Source organism: Glaciimonas sp. GNP009 (assembly GCF_054343755.1).
This window is the reverse complement of the sequence record NZ_JBTGUV010000004.1, coordinates 2,852,756-2,873,528: the sequence shown is the minus strand read 5'-3', so window position 1 is coordinate 2,873,528 and position 20,773 is coordinate 2,852,756. Positions and strand designations below refer to the sequence as shown.

At 49.3% G+C, this 20,773-nt stretch carries 19 protein-coding genes; all 19 read right to left on the bottom strand.

Features of this window, described 5'->3' with window-relative positions:
• Positions 1-239 precede the first annotated feature (239 nt).
• The 19 genes from hisB to ACXX82_RS13370 all read right to left on the bottom strand — a co-directional run bounded on the left by hisB (position 240) and on the right by ACXX82_RS13370 (position 20,538).
• Positions 240-836, bottom strand: coding sequence for an imidazoleglycerol-phosphate dehydratase HisB (gene hisB / locus ACXX82_RS13460; RefSeq protein WP_322235528.1), 597 nt, complete (start codon positions 834-836; stop codon positions 240-242).
• Between the two features lie 293 nt (positions 837-1,129).
• Positions 1,130-1,915 (bottom strand): DNA-methyltransferase, encoded by a 786-nt coding sequence (locus tag ACXX82_RS13455; protein WP_322235526.1) that lies wholly within the window; start codon positions 1,913-1,915, stop codon positions 1,130-1,132.
• 28 nt (positions 1,916-1,943) lie between these two features.
• Entirely contained in the window at positions 1,944-3,269 is a 1,326-nt protein-coding gene (hisD, locus tag ACXX82_RS13450; protein WP_458563079.1) for a histidinol dehydrogenase, read from the bottom strand.
• Positions 3,270-3,290: 21 nt separating this feature from the next.
• Positions 3,291-3,944 (bottom strand): ATP phosphoribosyltransferase, encoded by a 654-nt coding sequence (gene hisG / locus ACXX82_RS13445; protein WP_322235521.1) that lies wholly within the window; start codon positions 3,942-3,944, stop codon positions 3,291-3,293.
• A gap of 71 nt (positions 3,945-4,015) precedes the next feature.
• Positions 4,016-5,266, bottom strand: a complete 1,251-nt coding sequence (murA, locus tag ACXX82_RS13440; RefSeq protein ID WP_322235518.1) for a UDP-N-acetylglucosamine 1-carboxyvinyltransferase — start codon at positions 5,264-5,266, stop codon at positions 4,016-4,018.
• Between the two features lie 11 nt (positions 5,267-5,277).
• Positions 5,278-5,541: a BolA family protein gene (locus ACXX82_RS13435; RefSeq protein ID WP_322235516.1), complete on the bottom strand. Its 264-nt coding sequence runs from the start codon at positions 5,539-5,541 to the stop codon at positions 5,278-5,280.
• 255 nt (positions 5,542-5,796) lie between these two features.
• The gene (locus ACXX82_RS13430) at positions 5,797-6,552 is read right to left on the bottom strand and encodes an ABC transporter permease (protein ID WP_458563078.1); all 756 of its coding nucleotides are present in this window, start codon (positions 6,550-6,552) and stop codon (positions 5,797-5,799) included.
• A complete protein-coding gene (locus ACXX82_RS13425; RefSeq protein ID WP_322235511.1) occupies positions 6,549-7,493 on the bottom strand; it encodes an ABC transporter ATP-binding protein in 945 nt (314 codons plus the stop codon). Before ACXX82_RS13425 ends, ACXX82_RS13430 begins: the two co-directional genes overlap by 4 nt.
• A 254-nt stretch (positions 7,494-7,747) precedes the next feature.
• Complete coding sequence (locus tag ACXX82_RS13420; RefSeq protein WP_322235509.1) at positions 7,748-8,050, bottom strand: STAS domain-containing protein; 303 nt, start codon at positions 8,048-8,050, stop codon at positions 7,748-7,750.
• Positions 8,051-8,214: 164 nt separating this feature from the next.
• Positions 8,215-8,844, bottom strand: a complete 630-nt coding sequence (locus ACXX82_RS13415; protein ID WP_322235507.1) for an MlaC/ttg2D family ABC transporter substrate-binding protein — start codon at positions 8,842-8,844, stop codon at positions 8,215-8,217.
• Positions 8,845-9,021: 177 nt separating this feature from the next.
• Entirely contained in the window at positions 9,022-9,717 is a 696-nt protein-coding gene (locus tag ACXX82_RS13410) for an MlaA family lipoprotein (RefSeq protein WP_322235505.1), read from the bottom strand.
• Positions 9,714-10,187, bottom strand: coding sequence for an outer membrane lipid asymmetry maintenance protein MlaD (gene mlaD, locus ACXX82_RS13405; protein WP_322235503.1), 474 nt, complete (start codon positions 10,185-10,187; stop codon positions 9,714-9,716). The genes ACXX82_RS13410 and mlaD overlap by 4 nt, the downstream gene beginning before the upstream one ends.
• Positions 10,188-10,319: 132 nt before the next feature.
• Positions 10,320-11,096: a lipid asymmetry maintenance ABC transporter permease subunit MlaE gene (mlaE, locus tag ACXX82_RS13400; RefSeq protein WP_458563998.1), complete on the bottom strand. Its 777-nt coding sequence runs from the start codon at positions 11,094-11,096 to the stop codon at positions 10,320-10,322.
• Positions 11,096-11,899: an ABC transporter ATP-binding protein gene (locus tag ACXX82_RS13395; RefSeq protein ID WP_322235499.1), complete on the bottom strand. Its 804-nt coding sequence runs from the start codon at positions 11,897-11,899 to the stop codon at positions 11,096-11,098. The genes mlaE and ACXX82_RS13395 overlap by 1 nt, the downstream gene beginning before the upstream one ends.
• A 391-nt stretch (positions 11,900-12,290) precedes the next feature.
• The gene (locus ACXX82_RS13390) at positions 12,291-13,754 is read right to left on the bottom strand and encodes a glutamate synthase subunit beta (RefSeq protein ID WP_322235497.1); all 1,464 of its coding nucleotides are present in this window, start codon (positions 13,752-13,754) and stop codon (positions 12,291-12,293) included.
• 184 nt (positions 13,755-13,938) lie between these two features.
• Positions 13,939-18,630, bottom strand: coding sequence for a glutamate synthase-related protein (locus ACXX82_RS13385; protein WP_322240407.1), 4,692 nt, complete (start codon positions 18,628-18,630; stop codon positions 13,939-13,941).
• Positions 18,631-18,892: 262 nt separating this feature from the next.
• Positions 18,893-19,600 (bottom strand): transposase, encoded by a 708-nt coding sequence (locus ACXX82_RS13380; protein ID WP_322235495.1) that lies wholly within the window; start codon positions 19,598-19,600, stop codon positions 18,893-18,895.
• Positions 19,601-19,788: 188 nt separating this feature from the next.
• A complete protein-coding gene (locus ACXX82_RS13375) occupies positions 19,789-20,169 on the bottom strand; it encodes a glutaredoxin (RefSeq protein ID WP_458563077.1) in 381 nt (126 codons plus the stop codon).
• Between the two features lie 150 nt (positions 20,170-20,319).
• A complete protein-coding gene (locus ACXX82_RS13370) occupies positions 20,320-20,538 on the bottom strand; it encodes a VF530 family protein (RefSeq protein ID WP_322235491.1) in 219 nt (72 codons plus the stop codon).
• Between the last annotated feature and the right edge of the window lie 235 nt (positions 20,539-20,773).

Here is a 20,773-nt window from a genome sequence, read left to right as displayed (position 1 = left end):
GTAAATTCGGACGGGAAATGCGATTCACGGTCAGGCTTGACGTCACACGATATCTGACAATTGTAATCTGTTAAGGCATCTTGATTTCGATAACGGAATCAAGAGAATCAGCCGAATAACAATCTCAAACGCAGTATAACTTGACACAAAGACAACCTACCGTGCCTTGCACTTATGAGACATTTGGCAACATTGCAGATTAACCTGCACCGGTGCCGCGCCTATTCACGGTCTTCAGTTTAAAGACTGCCCTTGGTCGATGGAATAGTGCCAGCCGAGCGTGGATCAAGTTCAGTTGCCATGCGTAAGGCACGACCGAAAGCCTTGAACACTGTTTCGCATTGATGGTGTGCGTTATCGCCACGCAGATTATCAATATGCAACGAAACCAACGCATGATTGACGAAGCCTTGGAAAAATTCGTGGGTCAGATCAACATCAAACGATCCAATCATGGCACGTTTGAACGGCACGTGAAACTCCAAGCCCGGACGACCGGAGAAATCAATCACTACGCGCGACAGCGCTTCGTCCAGCGGCACATACGCGTGACCATAGCGTCGGATACCCTTCTTATCGCCTATCGCCTGGGCAAACGCTTGTCCTAACGTAATACCGACATCCTCTACCGTATGATGATTATCAATATGCAAGTCGCCAACCGCCTCGACTTCAATATCAATCAGACCATGACGCACAATTTGATCCAGCATATGGTCGAGAAAAGGTACACCGGTATTCAGCTTTTGCTGACCGGTACCATCAAGATTGATAGCGACGCGAATTTGCGTCTCATTGGTGTTGCGGGTAATCGCTGCAGTACGGGCGGTAGACATGTTCAGATTGGACCAAAGTGACGATAAAAGACCCCTGTTCGGGGCATCAAGAATAGGGAGTTACAAGATACATGTTACAAATACATCTCACAGATACATTACAAGCGTATGCGTTGAATTGGGTCCTTGCGCCAAGCCCTTAAATTAGGTCCTTGAACAGGTGCATCCAGGCCAATTTCCCGATTCGGAGGTTGCGCCCCATTTTACCGGTATTTCAGCCCAAGTTTTCAATGACGACTGATTATCCCGAAACACCGCCTTCGTTAACGCATCCTTAATGAAACGGAGCGATCTCAGACTGGCGCCGGGTCAAATGATTTTTCACCGTCGAGCTGGGCTAAGCGCTGCTCGATCAACGCACAATAGTCGGGATTTAATTCAAATCCCACGAAGTTTCGACCGCAACGTCGGGCTGCAACGGCTGTCGTGCCGCTCCCCATAAACGGATCAAATACGACTCCTCCAGGCGGGCAGGATGCTTTGATCATGCGCTCGACGATTTCCAATGGCTTTTGGGTGGGATGATCTTCGCGTTCGCGATGTTCACGATGCAAACGCGATACGCTCCAGACGTCCTTCGGGTTATAGCCCAACTCCAGCCATTTTGCCCCAACGAATATGGATCGCGAGCGGGCTTTCTTGGTTTCGACATCGTAAGGAATCCGAATCGCATCAAGATCGAAATAATGATCCTTGCCGCGTACAAAAAAACCAATTGTGTCATGCACTGAAGAATAGCGTCGCGTCCCGCCACCCATGGAAGGAACGCGGCGGTCCCAAATAATTTCATTAAGCATCGTCATACGCTGTTTCAGCATGACAAATATTTCAGGGGAATAGCGCCATGTCAGAAAAATATACAGGCTGCCATTCGGCTTTAGCTTCGGTAGCGCAGCGTCGATCCATTCTTCAGTCCAGCGCAGATAAGCAGCGGTATCCAGTTTGTCGGAATCATTGCCATAATCCTTGCCCAAACCGTATGGCGGGTCCGCGAGCAACAAATCAACCGAGCCATCCGGGATACGGGCCATGCCTTGTAAGGCATCCTCGCCATAAATCTTGTTTTGCCAGCTCAGCATTTCAGCTGCAACGTGGTCAACTGCGTGATCATTTAACGCTGTCTTTCAGGCGATACTCGGCTGAGCGCGCATGTGCTTGCAAACCTTCGCCATAAGCGAGTTCGGCTGCAATCTTGCCCAGCGTTTGTGCGCCGGCTTCGCTGATATGGATCATGCTTGAGCGCTTTTGAAAGTCGTAGACACCGAGCGGCGATGAAAACCGGGCAGTACGCGAGGTTGGCAACACGTGATTTGGACCCGCACAATAATCGCCCAAAGCCTCGGACGAGAAACGCCCCAGAAACATCGCACCTGCGTGACGAATCTGATCGGCCCATTGTTGCGGATCTGCGGCTGAAATCTCCAGATGCTCAGCTGCGATCAGATTGGCGATCTCACACGCGTGTTCCATGTGACGCACAGTAATCAGCGCGCCGCGATTGGTCAGCGACGTGCGAATGATGTCGTGTCTCGGCATATCCGCCAACAGGCGATTTATGCTGGCTTCGACCTTATCGAGGTAATTTGGGTCAGGACACAACAAAATCGACTGTGCCAACTCATCATGTTCCGCTTGCGAAAACAGGTCCATCGCGATCCAGTCCGGATCGGTCGTTCCATCGCAAATCACTAAAATTTCTGAAGGTCCGGCGATCATATCGATGCCGACGGTTCCAAACACGCGACGTTTGGCAGCCGCGACATAGGCATTTCCCGGTCCGACGATCTTATCGACCGGCGGGATAGTTGCCGTGCCGTAGGCCAATGCACCGACAGCTTGCGCACCACCAATGGTAAAAACCCGATCAACGCCTGCGATTGCAGCAGCGGCGAGCACCAGTTCATTTTTAACACCATCGGGCGTTGGCACGACCATGATGATTTCCTGGACGCCAGCGACCTTGGCGGGAATCGCGTTCATCAGGACCGACGACGGATAGGCGGCCTTGCCGCCCGGCACGTAGATACCGACGCGATCCAGCGGTGTGACTTTTTGACCCAAAACGGTTCCGTCTGCTTCGGTGTAGCTAAAGCCATCTGATCCGCATTCTTGCTTTTGACGTTCGTGATACGCGCGCACGCGGTCTGCAGCGGTTTGCAATGCAACACGACGTTCCGGTGTCAATTGCATCAACGCAGCCTGCAATTCATCCTGACCAATTTCCAACGCTGAGACGGTCTGCGCATCCAATCGATCAAACCGCTTGGTATAGTCTAAAACTGCCGCATCACCACGTACCTTTACATCGGCCAGAATCTGCGCAGCCGACTGGTCAATGGCATCATCTTCAGTCGCGTCAAATGCCAGCAGAGCCGAAAGCTGGGCTTGAAAATCAACATCGTTAGCATTCAGTTTTCTGATTTTTAGGGTCATGATTGTGTTCGCGATAGTTTCTTAAAGTGCTCTGGTTGATGCTTTCTCAATGGCTTCCAAAATTGGCTGAAGCTGCTTGTGCTTCAATTTCAACGCCGCCTGATTGACAACCAGGCGCGAAGAAATGTCCATAATATGCTCGACCTCAACCAGATGATTAGCGCGTAATGTGCTGCCGGTACTAACCAAATCGACAATCGCATCCGCCAAACCGACCAACGGCGCCAACTCCATCGAGCCGTACAATTTAATTAAGTCAACGTGCACACCTTTGGCCGCAAAATGGTCGCGGGCCGTCAATAAATACTTTGTAGCAACCCGCAGACGTGCACCTTGGCGCACCGCTTTTTCATAATCAAAACCCGCAAATACAGCAACCGACATTCGGCATTTAGCAATATTCAGATCGATCGGCTGGTAAAGACCCTCACCGCCGTGCTCAAGCAAAACATCTTTACCGGCCACGCCAAAATCGGCAGCACCGTATTGAACGTAGGTCGGAACATCAGATGCACGAACAATGATAACGTTCACCAATGGATCGTTGGTTGGCAAAATGAGCTTGCGCGACGTTTCCGGGTTCTCCGTCACGACAATGCCAGCCGCCGCCAGCAATGGCAAGGTTTCTTCGAAGATGCGCCCCTTGGACAATGCCAGGGTTAATTTTTGACTCATTTGTTTCTTTCAGTCACATTCAGCCGAATTTCGGCTTGAGAATCGGCTTGAGTATCGGCTTATGAATCGATTTACTTTATGCGTTCAATCTTAGCGCCAACTGCTGACAACTTCCGCTCCATTTGATCGTAACCACGATCCAGATGGTAAATCCGTTCAATCAATGTCTCGCCCTGCGCAACTAAACCAGCGATCACCAACGATGCCGACGCGCGCAAATCAGTTGCCATCACCGGCGCACCAAACAGTTTATCGACACCCTTGACCATGGCAGTATTACCCTGAACGTCAATCGAAGCGCCGAGTCGGCTCATTTCCTGGACGTGCATAAAGCGATTTTCAAAAATCGTTTCAGTCACATGACTAGTCCCGTCCGCAATCAGATTCATTGCCATGAATTGCGCCTGCATGTCGGTCGGAAATCCTGGATATTCAGTAGTGCGGAAGCTAACGGCTTTAGGCCGTGCTGCCATTTGAACGCGAATCCAGTCGTCGCCCGAAGTCAATATAACACCAGCTTCGCGCAACTTGTCGAGCGCCACATCCAGGGTATGACTACGTGTATTTTTCAACAGTACATCACCGCCAGTCGCAGCCACAGCGCACAGGAAAGTGCCGGTTTCGATACGATCAGGAATGACCGCATGCGACGCACCGTGCAATCGTTCAACGCCTTGAATCACCAGACGATCCGTACCAATACCTTCGATTTTGGCACCCATCGCGACCAGCAAATGCGCGAGATCGGTCACCTCCGGCTCACGCGCGGCATTGTCGAGTATGGTTTCGCCGTCAGCCAGCGTTGCGGCCATGAGCAAATTTTCAGTACCGGTAACAGTGATCATATCGGTAACAATATGCGCACCTTTTAACTTTTTGGCCCTTGCATGGATATAACCCGCTTCGATGTTGATCTCAGCACCCATCGCTTGCAAGCCCTTGATATGTTGATCAACCGGACGCGAACCAATGGCGCAACCGCCTGGCAGCGAGACTTTCGCCTCACCAAAGCGGGCCAGCATCGGTCCTAATACCAAAATCGATGCGCGCATGGTTTTCACCAACTCATAAGGCGCTTCCAGATTGGTGATGGCATCGCCCTGCAATATCACTGAGTGGCCTTCCTGCTTGGTCTTTAAGCCGATCTGGTTCAATAGCTTTAGCATGGTCGAGACATCATGCAGGTTTGGCACGTTAGCCAACTCCAGCTGATCCGAAGTCAGTAAGCCGGCGCACAAAATCGGCAGCGCGGCATTTTTTGCACCAGAAATAATGATTTCACCAGACAGACGGTTACCGCCTTGAATCAACAATTTATCCATATTTACTCTTCTTAACTTTGATCAGAGGCCAATGCACTCTTTTTTTGAAACTCTTCAGGCGTCATGGTCTTCATCGACAGCGCGTGAATTTCTTCGCGCATGCGGTCACCCAATGCGGCATAAACGATTTGATGACGCTGAATCAGACGCTGTCCGGCGAAGGCTTCCGAAACAATTACCGCCGTAAAATGCTGGCCATCGCCCTCAACTTCCAGGTGCGAGCAAGTAAGGCCGGCCGCAATGTAGCTTTTGACGAGTTCGGGTGTGGGGAACATAATTAGAACCTGATTGATTTAAAACTGCATTAATTTGGTGGTGTCACTGAATTCAGTCAGTAGTGATTGATCTCAGTGAACGGAGTGGCGCAACTGTTTGATGAGTTCGTTCGAGTAACCTCATTAAAAACCAGCTTAATTCAAAACTGCCCTAGTTTAACGGTGTCACTGCGTTAAGTCACTAGTGACTTAACGCAGTGAACGTCATGGCTTAGATTTGTGGCTTAAGGCAGTTGCCCGACGTAATAGCCAAAATTAGTGGCGTAACTTATACCCTTGCTTCAACATCTGGACCGCTATAGTAGCCAGAACCAACAGGAACACCAAAATAATAGCGAGGCTAATAAACGGATTAACGTCGGACTGACCAAAAAATCCATAACGAAATCCGTCAATCATGTAAAAGAAAGGATTGAAATGGGAGACCGCTTGCCAAAATGGCGGCAGCGAATGAATCGAATAAAATACGCCAGCCAAAAATGTTGCCGGCATAATCAGGAAATTTTGGAACGCAGCCAACTGATCGAATTTGTCAGCCCAAATCCCTGCAATTAAACCCATAGTGCCTAAGAATCCTGCACCCAATACCGCAAAAATAACGATCCACCACGGCGCAACAAACGATAAATCAACAAAAAATCCCGTAATCAGCAGCACGCCGCCGCCGACAACGACACCGCGGACAACCGAGGCCAGTACATAAGCGCCGAACAATTCCCAGTGCGACAGCGGCGGTAGTAAGACGAATACCAGGTTACCAGTCATTTTAGATTGCGCCAAAGACGACGACGTATTGGCAAATGCATTTTGCAACACACTCATCATCACTAGACCAGGAACCAGAAACGCGGTGTATTCCACGCCCGGATACACTTGAACATGACCCTTCAAAGCGTGACCAAAAATCAGCAAATACAACATCGCCGTCAGAATCGGCGCGCCAACAGTCTGGGTGGCGACCTTCCAAAACCGCAATACTTCTTTATAAAATAACGTTTGAAAACCAATCATCGGGCACCGCCCATGTTTATTCCGTCCACGCTTTTACCATCCATAATTTGCAAAAACACGTCTTCCAAATCGGCCTGCTGCAAATACATGTCATCAATGACGACGCCAGCGGTCCGTAAGGTCGCCAAAATCGGCTCGACTTCGTTAAACGCGGTAACCCGTAAGGCAAACTTACCCGCTGCTTCATGGCTACCGGCTTGCAATACTAGCGGATGCAAAGCCTCTGGCAATGACACACCTGGGAGCAAATGCACAATCAATTGTGAACCTGAAATGCGTTTTAATAAACCAGCAGTTGTATCGAGAGCAACTACTTTGCCCCGTTTCAACATCGCGATGCGATTACACTGTTCTTGCGCCTCTTCCAGGTAATGCGTGGTCAACACCACTGTATGACCGTCGCGATTCAACTGGGAAATAAATTTCCACAAAGTCTGGCGTAATTCAACGTCAACACCTGCTGTCGGCTCATCGAGCACTATCACGGGTGGTTTATGCACAAGTGCTTGCGCCACCAGAACCCGACGCTTCATACCGCCAGATAGCGTGCGCATATTGGCATCGGCTTTACTGGTCAGATCGAGATTTTCCATTACCTCGTCGATCCACTTATCATTATTTTTCAGTCCGAAATAGCCGGATTGCAAACGCAATGTCTCACGTACGGTGAAAAATGGATCAAATACTAATTCTTGCGGTACGACGCCAAGCTTACGACGCGCGTTCCGAAAATCACTGATCACGTCGTGACCATGAATGTTGACGGTACCTGTATCAGCCCGATTCAATCCGGCAATAATCGAAATCAGAGTCGTCTTCCCTGCGCCGTTAGGCCCAAGCAACCCAAAGAACTCCCCTTCTTCGATAGTAAGAGAAACATCATCCAATGCTTGCAATGACTGGTAACGTTTTTTGACGTTGGTAATTTGTATGGCCGCCATAGTGGCTCGATTTACTCTTAAAAGGGATAGCGCGCAATGACACTACAATGAAATTGTGATGCGCGGAACCCTCAATTATAGGGGATTTCCCGAAAGGCAACCGGCTATGGGCACAAACCCAATCTGAAAGCGAATAACTAAATACGTTTTTAATCCACAGTTTGCCGCAAATTCGTATTGCACTCAGGCACAAATGAATAGGGAAACAGGGGCAGAATTGAGGAGATAACAGAAGGCAAAAGCAATGCTAAAGATCAGTGATGTGGGGTCACGGGGGAGTCGATCATGATCGGTTGTGTCGCAGGGGACAGCAAATCCGATACACCATATAAATCAATCAGGCTTTCCAGATTGGAAGGCAAGCTGGAGAAGTGGAGCGAAAGCCCTTGATTGAGCGCGGCACATTGCCACGCAAGCAACGTTGCTACTGCGGCAGAATCTACCGCCACCACGTCGCCCAAATCAATTTCGGTCTCGCCGCCAGCGATCGCCCGAAGTCCCGCTTCAAGGGCGAGTTTGGCGTTACTGACAGTAAGAGAATGAGAAGGCCTGAACATGGTGGTCGATCAATAATATTTAACTATGTTTAACTGCTAGATAGTGACTAATTCAAAAACTTACTGACACTTATTAATTTTAAGTTTATTGATACAAATTTATTTAGTTACGCCTGATAAACACATTAAGTGATTATCTCTAATCACTTAATCAGGCGATTTAATTATTTGCTATTTTTAGCGGCGAGGGATTTATTCTTGTCAGTTAACATTTTAATCAGACCATCCATCCCCGAACGGCCGATTTCTGAAGCAAAGGTCCCTTTATAAGACTCAACGAGCCATGCGCCCAATACGTTGACATCATAAATTTTCCAGCCGTCTGCCAGCTTTTCCATGCGGTAATTAAGTTGAATAGGCTCGCCACGGGGTTGAATCACTTGCGAACGAACTTCAACGTCTGTATCTGTAGGACTTCCACGCATTGGCTTGAAGTCAATTTTTTGATCACGGACTTGCGCCAAAGCGCCAGAATAAGTAAAGATCAGCAGACTACGGAACTGTGCGGTTAACTGTTTTTTCTGGTCAGGCGTTGCTTCTCTCCAAAAACGCCCTGCAGCAAGCGACGTCATGCGGTCGAAATCAACGTATGGAATAATTTTTTCTTCGACCAGCGAGAGAATGCGTTGCTGATTGCCACCCTGGATGCTCTTATCGGCTTTAGCAGTATCAATAACCTCGTGACTAATGCGCTGAACCAGCGCATCTGGCGCTTCCTGAGCAAAAGCAGAACCAGCCAATGTCATAGCACCGAGTGTCATGGCTAACGCCAAATATTTTTTTATAGTATTCATATTTTAATAACTTTACGCAATGTTTGTTGATGGGCAGAATGTATTTCACATCCAAACTGTAACGCGAACTGTAACGTTTACTATGACGCCGCATTCCTTAACTTGTTCCGGCGTAAGGATTGCCTAATAAAAATAGTTGTAACCATTTCCTACGCAACCACCGAAAAATCACCGCTATTAGTTGTCTTCTTTATTTGGACCATCGATTTGACTTTGACGGCGCTGCGTATACGCATCACGCACAAATTCATATTTATCAAGGGCCGCATCTTCAAGTAATGTAGAGGCATCAAGTAAGTTAGCACGCTTGTCAACCAAACGTACCACCGATCCGGTATTACGCCAGCGCACTGGATATTTGTAAGTCCAGATATCACCGTAGAAATCTACTGGCAACGCCGCTGCATCACGAATATTGGATGGACCAAACAACGGTAACACCAGATAAGGACCTGAACCGACGCCCCATACGCCGAGCGTTTGACCAAAATCTTTGTTCTTTTTTTGTAAGCCAGCTGCCGAACTGACATCCAGCAAACCGCCCAGACCGAACGTAGTATTGACTGCTACCCGCATCACGGCCGTCGTACCATCCACACCGTTGCCCTGCAAGTAGCCGTTAGCTGCGCTCCATACATCAGCAAGGTTACCAAAAAAGTTATTAACCCCGGTTTGTACAAAAGACGGCAACCAGTTTCTATACGCAGTCGCCACAGGCTTCAAGGCAATTTGATCGAATTTATCGTTCACTGTGAACATCGCCCGATTGAAGCCTTCCAGCGGATCCTGTGGATTGCTGGCGCCACCGGTGGTTGCGCAACCGCTCATGACCGCTACAACAGCTAAAGCACTAACGAGCGTCGTGGTTTTCATTGGGAACTATCCTTTCCGTCCGCTGCCTTGCTATAAATAAGCTGACTGATCAGATTCTCTAGCACGATCGCTGATTGTGTCATTTTGATGTTTTCTCCAGCGACCAGATCTTTGGTATCGCCGCCAGCTTCTATGCCGATATATTGTTCACCCAACAAACCCGCGGTCAGAATTTTGGCCGAGCTGTCTACCGGAAATTTGTAACGCTCATCCATATTTAACGTTACAACAGCTTGAAAGTTTTTGTCGTCAAAATTGATCGCACCCACCCGCCCGACAACAACACCCGCACTCTTCACAGGCGCGCGTGGCTTCAGACCGCCGATGTTATCGAACTTCGATATCACGGGATAACTGGCCTGAAACGATGCGCCACCCAAATTACCGGCTTTAAAAGCCAGAAAAATAAGTGCCAGCGCACCAAACACGACGAATAAGCCGACCCAACCATCCACAGATTTTTGTTGCATATTTATCACCTTAAGAATGCCAGCCGAAGCACTTTGTCTGCCTCGATATACTGCCATAGGTACTAATAAAAAGTATCGAACGACACAATGCGTTACCAAATAACTACATCGATCGTCGCTCTAAGCGGCGTTTTAATTAAACATTAATGCAGTTAACAAGAAGTCCAGTGCCAACACAGTCAGGGACGCTATCACGACGGTTCTTGTTGTTGCACGCGCAACACCTTCTGGAGTTGGCTTGGCCTCATAACCTTGATACAACGCGATAAAAGTCACTGCTACCCCAAACACGGCACTTTTCAGGACCCCGTTAGCGACGTCTTTCCAAACATCGACGCCTGCCTGCATTTGAGACCAGAAAGAACCTTCATCAACACCAATCAAACGTACACCAACAACGTAGCCGCCCAAGATACCGAGCGCGCTAAAGACCGCTGCCAGCAACGGCATTGCAATAATTCCGGCCCAGAAGCGCGGTGCGATCACGCGCTGCAAAGGATCAACCGCCATCATTTCCATCGCGACCAACTGCTCGCCAGCTTTCATCAGCCCGATTTCGGCAGTCAGCGATGTACCAGCGCGCCCGGCAAACAGCAACGCCGTCACTACCGGACCCAACTCACGTACCAGCGACAGGGCGACCAACAAACCCAGCGCCTGTTCGGAGCCATACTTATTGAGCGTGTAGTAACCCTGCAAACCCAATACAAATCCGATAAACAGACCCGACACACCAATGATCAGCATCGAATAATTACCGATGAAATGGATCTGATCGGTAATTAGTCGAGGGCGCTTTAGCAAGCCTCCGGAAGCCCGCAAAATGGCAAAAAATATCCGCGTCGCTCTACCAATGCCAGATACGGTTTCACGCACACTCCTGCCAACTGCCTCAAATAGTCTAACGATCACGGACGCGCCTCCAGGCCAAGATCGGCCGCGAACGACTTACCTGGATAATGGAAAGGCACCGGACCATCTGCTTCCGCGTAAACGAATTGCTTCACAAACGGGTCGCTTGAGGCTCGCATTTCATCCGGCGTGCCGTGGGCAACGATCTTCCCTTGCGATAGGAAATAAATATAATCTGCAATAGCGAACGACTCGTCCACATCGTGTGACACCACGATTGAAGTTGAACCTAATGCATCATTGAGCTTACGAATCAGTGACGCGGTCACGCGCATCGAGATAGGGTCCAGTCCGGCAAATGGCTCGTCATACATGGTTAAGCATGGATCTAGCGCTACCGCACGGGCCAACGCGACGCGACGCGCCATCCCACCGGATATTTCAGACGGCATAAGTTGTGCTGCATTGCGCAAACCGACAGCCTGTAATTTCATTAACACCAAGTTGTTTAATAATTCATCTGGCAAATCGGTATGCTCACGTATCGGAAAGGCGACATTTTCATATACCGACAAATCGGTAAATAAAGCACCATTCTGAAACAACATACCCATCTTACGTCGCATAGCGTACAAATCTGACTTGTTAAGCGTAGCGACTAATTGATCGTTAACAACGATTTTCCCGCCGTTTGGCTGCAATTGGCCGCCAATCAGTCGCAAAATGGTCGTTTTTCCTGATCCGGAGCCACCCATGATCGCGATAACTTTTCCTCGCGGGAAGTCCATACTAAGGGACGATAAGATCGGCCGATCACCATAGCTAAACTCCACATCTCGGATTTCGACAATATTACCCACTAAGCCCACCGTTTAGATCAAAGGCGACATTGTAGTGCACTTGCAACATTAGAGTTTGATCCGACGACATAAAATGCACCTTAAAGATATAAAAAACAAGTTCTCATAAGAAATAAACAATTCAATCTTAATATAAAGATTGAATTGCGCTGCATAAATCTATCGTAACAAAAGACTGTGGGTATCCACACCAAACATTGCTAATAATACAATTTATATTTATTAATTGGCCGATTTTGCGGCTTCTGTTCTACAAAAATAAAAAAACAGGTCCGCATGCTAGATGCGAACCTGTTTTTGTCAATAAGGCCAAATTCATTTAGTTCTGCTATTGCTCTATATTGTTTACAGCGCAATCGTAGTTAAAGGAAAAAGGTCGTTACAACCTGTTTTACAAAGGCAGTACTGATGCGCCCATCAGGAACTCATCGACTGCACGTGCACACTGACGACCTTCCCGAATTGCCCAGACCACTAATGACTGACCGCGACGCATATCACCCGCCGCGAATACTTTATCGACCGAGGTTTTATACGAACCATCGCCATCGGTCGTTGCTTTGGCATTGCCCCGGGCGTCTTTATCAACCCCAAACGCCTCCAGCACTTGGGCCACAGGAGAGACGAATCCCATCGCCAAAAATACCAGATCCGCCTTCATTTCAAATTCGGAATTCGGCACTTCCTGCATCTTGCCGTCCTTCCATTCGACGCGGGCAGCAATCAGCTTTTCAACCCGACCATTTTTGCCCTCAAGACGCTTAGTCGCAACCGCCCAATCACGGTCACAGCCCTCTTCGTGCGACGAAGATGTACGCAATTTGATTGGCCAATATGGCCATACCATCGGCTTGTTTTCTGTTTCTGGTGGCTCTGGCATCAACTCGAATTGCGACACCGATGTTGCGCCTTGACGGTTAGACGTACCAACGCAATCCGATCCGGTATCACCGCCGCCGATAACAATCACGTTTTTCGCGCCAGCCAGAATTTGATCCTTGACCTTATCGCCGGCATTGATCTTGTTTTGTTGCGGCAGGAAATCCATCGCGAAATGGACGCCCTTCAATTCCCGACCAGGCACTGGCAAGTCACGTGGCTGCTCGGCACCACCAGCAATCACCACTGCGTCAAATTCTGCCTTCAACTCTTCCGGAGAAACTGTTTTTTTAGACCAATTATTCACATTAGCAGGAAAATCCTTACCGACCAAAACGCCGGTACGGAAAACAACGCCTTCTTCTTCCATCTGTGCGACGCGACGGTCAATATGGCTTTTTTCCATTTTAAAATCAGGAATACCATAACGCAGCAAGCCGCCGATACGATCGCTCTTTTCAAATACAGTCACATCATGTCCGATGCGCGCTAGCTGTTGCGCTGCCGCCAGACCTGCTGGGCCGGAACCAACTACCGCGACTTTCTTACCGGTCTTTACCAGCGCTGGCTGTGCGACAACCCAACCGTTTTCCCAGCCTTTATCGATGATGAAATGTTCAATCGATTTGATCCCGACCGGATCATCGTTAATCCCCAGCGTACACGCGCTCTCGCAAGGCGCAGGACAAATACGACCGGTGAATTCCGGGAAATTATTGGTCGAATGTAGTGTGTCCAGCGCTTCCTGATACGCGCCGCGATACACCAGATCATTCCAGTCAGGAATAATATTATTCACGGGACAACCGTTGTTGCAGAACGGAATACCGCAATCCATGCAGCGTGCGCCTTGTACCTTGGCTTCTTTATCGCCAAGCTGCAAAATAAATTCTTTGTAATGTTTCTTACGTGCCAGCGGTGCCTCGTACGTCTCTGGCATGCGGCTATATTCCATGAAGCCCGTTACTTTACCCATTTTCCACTCACATTCTTAGCTAAGCGATCCACCCTGCATTGATCCACATGGCATCCGGATTTTTGTGATCCGGATCCTTGCTCACTGTTCATTACAAAGGGGTCGCGCAGTAAATCGATATCGTTATATTGGCCTCACACTGCCGGATTCGGAGAATCCAAACAGCCTGAAGCCAACCTCAAAATTAAGCGACGACTTTTTCCTTGGCTAATGGCGCAGCGTCTTTCGCTGCGTTCAACTCACCGAGTGCGCGCTTATATTCTGTCGGGAATACCTTGACGAATTTTGCGCGCGAAGCGACCCAGTTATCCAGCAGATAACGCGCACGCGTGCTGCCGGTGTACTTGAAATGACGCTCGATCAAGCCCTTCAAAATCGCTTCATCAGTTTGCGCTTCATCAGCACGGGTTGTCGCATGCCAGATCGCATGGTCGATGGTCGCTTCCTGCTCGCCTTGACTCAGTACTTTCTCCAACGTGACCATCGACAAGTTGCACTGCGATGCAAACTGCGCATCAGGATCGTAAACATACGCCAGACCACCTGACATACCGGCTGCAAAGTTTCGGCCAGTTTCGCCCAACACCACTACCGTGCCGCCGGTCATGTATTCACAACCATGATCGCCAGTTCCCTCGACCACTGCAATGGCGCCCGAGTTACGTACTGCGAAGCGCTCACCAGCTACGCCGTTCAGGAAAGCTTCACCGGCAGTTGCGCCGTACAGGACGGTGTTGCCGGCAATGATATTATCCACTGCCCGACCACGGAACTCGGTGTTAGGACGAACGATAATGCGTCCGCCCGACAATCCCTTACCGACGTAATCGTTGCCTTCGCCCACCAGATCAAGTGTAATCCCGTGCGCCAAAAACGCACCGGCAGATTGACCGGCAGTACCTTGCAACTGGATATGAATGGTGTCGTGCGGCAGACCGTCGTTACCATATTTCTTGGCAACTTCACCTGACAACATTGCACCAACGGTTCGGTTCAAATTCTTGATCGGCGAAATAAACGATACGCGCTCACCCTTATCGATCGCGGCTCTGGCTTGTGCAATCAACTTATGATCCAGTGCCTTGTGCAAGCCATGATCTTGCTCTTTGGTGTGGTAATAGACTTCGCCTTCTGGCAGCGCTGGCTGATAGAAGATTCTTGAGAAGTCCAGGCCCTGCGCTTTCCAATGCGAAATCGCTTTCGCTTTATCGAGGAAATCTGAGCGTCCGATCAAATCGTTGAAATTGCGAATACCAAGTTGTGCCATGATCTGACGCACTTCTTCGGCAATAAAGAAGAAGAAGTTAACCACGTGTTCCGGCTTGCCGGAGAACTTGGCACGCAATACAGGATCTTGTGTCGCCACACCAACCGGACATGTATTCAAGTGGCATTTGCGCATCATGATGCAGCCTTCAACGACCAGCGGTGCAGTCGCAAAACCGAACTCATCCGCGCCTAACAGAGCACCGATAACAACGTCACGGCCGGTCTTCATCTGACCGTCAGCCTGCACCCGAATACGGCTACGCAAACCATTCAACACGAGTGTCTGCTGGGTTTCTGCAAGACCTAATTCCCACGGTGAACCGGCATGTTTGACGGATGACAATGGCGACGCGCCCGTGCCACCATCGTGACCCGCGATCACAACGTGATCAGACTTCGCTTTAGCGACACCGGCGGCGATCGTACCAACGCCAACTTCCGACACCAGCTTGACCGAAATCGACGCTTTTGGATTGACGTTTTTGAGATCGTGAATCAGCTGCGCCAAATCTTCGATCGAATAAATATCATGATGCGGCGGCGGTGAAATCAATCCCACACCCGGCACGGAGAAACGCAATCGCGCAATGTATTCAGACACTTTATGACCCGGTAGCTGACCGCCTTCGCCCGGCTTCGCGCCTTGTGCCATCTTGATCTGAATCTGGTCGGCAGAAGTCAGGTATTCGGCGGTGACGCCGAATCGTCCAGAGGCGACTTGCTTGATTTTTGAGCGTAGCGAATCACCGGCAAGTAATGGTGTATCGACCTCAATATTCTCAGGACCAATCACCGATGCCAGCGTGTCACCCTTCTTGATCGGAATGCCCTTCAACTCCTGACGATAACGATTCACGTCTTCGCCGCCTTCGCCGGTATTCGACTTGCCGCCGATACGGTTCATGGCAACTGCCAACGTGGCATGCGCTTCTGTCGAGATCGAACCCAGAGACATCGCACCGGTCGCAAAGCGCTTGACGATTTCTTTTGCCGACTCGACTTCATCCAGCGCAATAGCCTTGCTTGGATCGAGCTTGAACTCAAACAAACCACGTAGCGTCATATGACGCTTGGTTTGGTCGTTGATCAACTGCGCGTATTCTTTGTAGCTGTTGAAATTATTAGAACGGGTCGAGTGCTGTAATTTAGCAATCGCGTCCGGTGTCCACATATGCTCTTCACCGCGAATACGATACGCATATTCGCCGCCGGCATCAAGCGCATTAGCCAGCACCGGATCATTGCTAAACGCAGCACGGTGCAGACGCAGCGCTTCTTCAGCAACTTCAAATACGCCGATACCTTCAACGTTCGATGAGGTGCCTTTGAAGTACTTGTCGGTCATGTTTTTGTTGAGGCCGATAGCTTCAAAAATCTGTGCGCCACAATACGACATATACGTCGAAATACCCATCTTCGACATGACTTTTAACAAGCCTTTACCGATGGCTTTTTGAAAGTTATAGATCGCTTTTTCTGGCGACAACGCGCCTGGCAAACCGTGCGCCATTTCACTCAGCGTATCCATCGCCAGGTACGGATGAATTGCTTCCGCGCCGTAACCGGCCAACAATGCAAAGTGGTGCGTCTCACGTGCTGAACCAGTTTCAACCACCAGACCTGTCGAAGTGCGCAAACCCTTGGTAACCAGATGTTGATGAATTGCAGAAGTTGCCAGCAAGGCCGGAATGGCGACTTGTTCAGCGTCGACCTTACGATCAGAAATAATCAGAATGTTGTGACCTGATTTAACCGCATCAACGGCTTTAGCACACAACGAGGCCAGACGTGCTTCGATGCCTTCTTTACCCCAAGCGACGGGATAGCAAATGTTCAGCTCATGCGACTTAAACTTGCCACCGGTATGGGCACTGATATTGCGCAACTTGGCAATATCCGCGTAGTCCAGAATCGGTTGCGATACTTCAAGGCGCATCGGTGGATTGATGTTGTTGGTATCAAGTACGTTTGGCTTCGGTCCGATAAAAGACACCAGCGACATCACCATCGCCTCACGAATCGGATCGATCGGCGGATTGGTTACTTGCGCAAACAATTGCTTGAAATAGTTATACAGCGTCTTGTTCTTATTGGACATGACAGCCAGCGGCGAATCATTGCCCATCGAACCAATCGCCTCTTCCGCATTAGCGGCCATTGGCGACATCAGGAACTTCAAATCTTCCTGCGTGTAACCAAACAATTGCTGACGATCCAGAAGTGGAATTGTCGAGCCGGATTGCGCTGGCTCTTCCTTCAACGCGTCGAGCTTAATACGCACCGACTCAATCCATTGCTTGTATGGCTTGGCATTGGCGTACATGTCCTTGAGTTCTTTGTCGTCGATGATGCGACCGGCATCAAGGTCGATCAAAAACATTTTACCGGGTTGCAAACGCCATTTTTGAATGATCTTTGATTCAGGAATCGGCAAGACGCCGGACTCGGACGCCATCACGACCAGATCATCGTCAGTGACGATATAACGCGCCGGACGCAAACCGTTGCGATCCAGTGTTCCACCGATATGACGACCATCCGTAAACGCCATCGCGGCAGGACCGTCCCACGGCTCCATCATGGCAGCGTGATACTCATAAAATGCGCGACGATTGTCATCCATCGTGGTGTGATTTTCCCACGCCTCAGGAATCATCATCATCATCGCTTGCGCAATCGGATATCCCGCCATCAACAACAACTCAAGCGCATTATCGAAACATGCCGTGTCGGACTGGCCTTCATAAATCAATGGAAACAGCTTCTGCAGATCGTCGCCCAACACAGCCGATTTCATCACACCTTCGCGCGCACGCATCCAGTTAAAGTTACCTTTAACGGTGTTGATCTCGCCGTTATGGGCGATCAGGCGATAGGGATGGGCCAGTGGCCATTCAGGGAACGTATTTGTGGAAAACCGTTGGTGAACCAGCGCCAACGCTGAAATACAGCGCGGATCTTGTAAGTCCTTGTAATACACGCCAACTTGCGTCGCCAACAAAAGACCTTTGTAGACGACGGTACGGGCTGACATCGACGGCACGAAAAATTCTTTGCCGTGCAACAGGTCCAACGCTTGAATCGCGTGACCGGAAGATTTGCGGATAACATACAGCTTACGTTCAAGCGCATCGGTGACCATGATGTCTGGACCGCGACCGATGAAAATTTGACGGATGACCGGCTCTTTTTCACGCACAGTCGGCGACATTGGCATATCGACATCAACTGGCACATCGCGCCAACCCAACACGACTTGACCTTCGAGCAATACGGCGCGCTCAATTTCCTGCTCACAGGCGATGCGTGATGCGTTCTCTTTAGGCAAGAAAACCATGCCGACGCCAAACTCACCCGGCGGTGGCAACGCCACACCTTGCTTCGCCATTTCTTCACGATAGTATTGGTCTGGAACCTGAATCAGGATACCAGCACCATCACCCATCAATTCATCCGCGCCAACCGCACCCCGATGATCCAGATTTTTCAGGATAAGCAAACCTTGCTCAACGATAGAGTGGCTTTTGTTGCCTTTAATGTGCGCGATGAAACCGACACCACAAGCGTCATGTTCATTTTTCGGATCGTATAAACCTTGTGCGGGCACAGCATGTGACGTTTGCCCCAATTGACTCTTTTGCATTCCGTGCTCCACCACTCTATCAGTAAGGTTATAAGAATAGAACAGAGTCGAACAGACTACAACTAGAATAATTAGGGTCAGAGTAGCATTAAGCAAGCTTAATTTTTTGAAATATTAAATTAGGGACAGAGTGAATATAAACACAGATTAATTAGCCGCGACGTAGAGGCCATAACGGACATCATCGGAGGCGCGTATTAGTGCCAATCATTGTATTTTTAATGGTTCAATCCGCAGCAGTAGTGGCCACTATTTTGAAGGGGCGCCCTCGCCTCGCCGGACGCACCCGCTGGTTGTATTGTTGCTCCAAGCGAAACTTGAATGCTTCCGATCCAAGTACCCAACCTTTTCCGACCGCCTTAATTAATCCATCATCCCAAGGAAGAGTAAGTACTTGCTCAGCAAGTTCTTTATAGGTAGCTTCCCGGTCAAAAGGGGTATTCCCCAACGCCCAGTAAAGGGGATGATCGGAAATTAGCGGATCGGATTTAACACCGACATGATGCAAATAACTCGACCAGGCAAACTGCCCCAACACCACTTCCAAACCGTCGTGAGCCGGATAACAATCAATTGCCAGACTGCATTTCATCAAATATTGCTCGGGATCGATGACTGCCGCCTTGTAACGCCCTTGCCAGAGCGTACCAACCCGTGCATATCGTTGGTTAAAGTACGGTACATAGTAGCGCCCTACCCACTGCATCATGCGCGCCAATCCTTCTGCGTCGGATGGAGTTGCCAGTAGTTGGATTTGGTTTCCCATCAAAAGGTAAGCGTGAATCCCCACCTTAAACTGTCGCGCAGCAGTCTTCAGCCAGTTATAAAAGGCCAGATAGTCTTGATTATCGCGAAAAATGGTTTGCTGATCGATGCCACGCTGAATCAGATAATGTGGCTGATGAGGAGCTACTAAACGAGCAAGGCGAGCCATAACGAGCAACACTTCAATTTTAGATACATCATTTTATCTGGATAACTGACTCTGACCCTGATTAATTACGATCTGATTTCTGCCCAATTAACCGATCGGGATCATGGTTCAACCAGATCCGGATTGCGCTGTCAGGCAGACGTGTATGCATGTTTATCTGCCAGCAATATCGCACTACCGCAGCAACATTACTTAATCGGGTCTTCAGCAAGCAAGCGACCGAAGCCGCCATTATCAATAAGAATTTGCAACTCACTGGCTCCGCCAATCAACGTGCCGCGCACGAACACCATCGGCAAAGTACTCCATCCGCTCCACATTTTGAGAGCACTGCGCCGACGCCAGCCCTTTAGATAACTGCCATATTCAAGATACATGTAAGGCGTGCCGAGCGCGTCCAGCGCCTTGCGTGCTTTCTTTGGAAAAGGATTCTGCGCCATGCCAACAACGACCACCGGATGCGCCGCAATTGCCGTCTGTACCTTCTGCACGATATCAACATTTTCCTGCGATATTTTGCTCCGAATAGCGGGGTGAATGTGTAATTCATCAAGAATACTGCGGCCCATTTGGCACTCCTTAGCGAATAGCGATGATGTTGGAAGCCCACAGATTCTGGGAGTTTAGACGGGAAAATGTATTTGACGCGGCATCCATTTGACTAAATACCAACCATTGCGCTGACATAAACTACCACAGCGCTAATTACGGAATCAATTTCATGCCTTCAATTTGGTATAAAGGGTTTCCACCTTCTCGCGTGCCCAAGGTGTTTTTCTGAGAAATGTCAGGCTGGATTTAATACTTGGATCGCTCTGAAAACAACGTATATCAATGAGTTGGCCCAACTTTTCCCAACCGTAATGATCGACCAAGGCGATCAAAATGTTTTCGAGGGTGATGCCGTGCAGCGGGTTTTGTGGATTTTCTTGGGACATAGTCGCTTCTGGTAAACTGTGGAAATGGCAAATTGTGGCATGGTCAACGGCAGGGAGCGGCGTGGGTTCATGCTTTGTTTTAAGGTGTGGCAGCAAGGTTCGCTCTGCAACATATCGTTCTACAGCCAATTCTTCCAGCAGTCGAACTTATCCTTTAACGATGACCGACTTAAGGGGAGCATCTCAATAGATATGAAGCCCTCGTCCGGCCCCAACCTGCTTTTAGCTGCTTTGT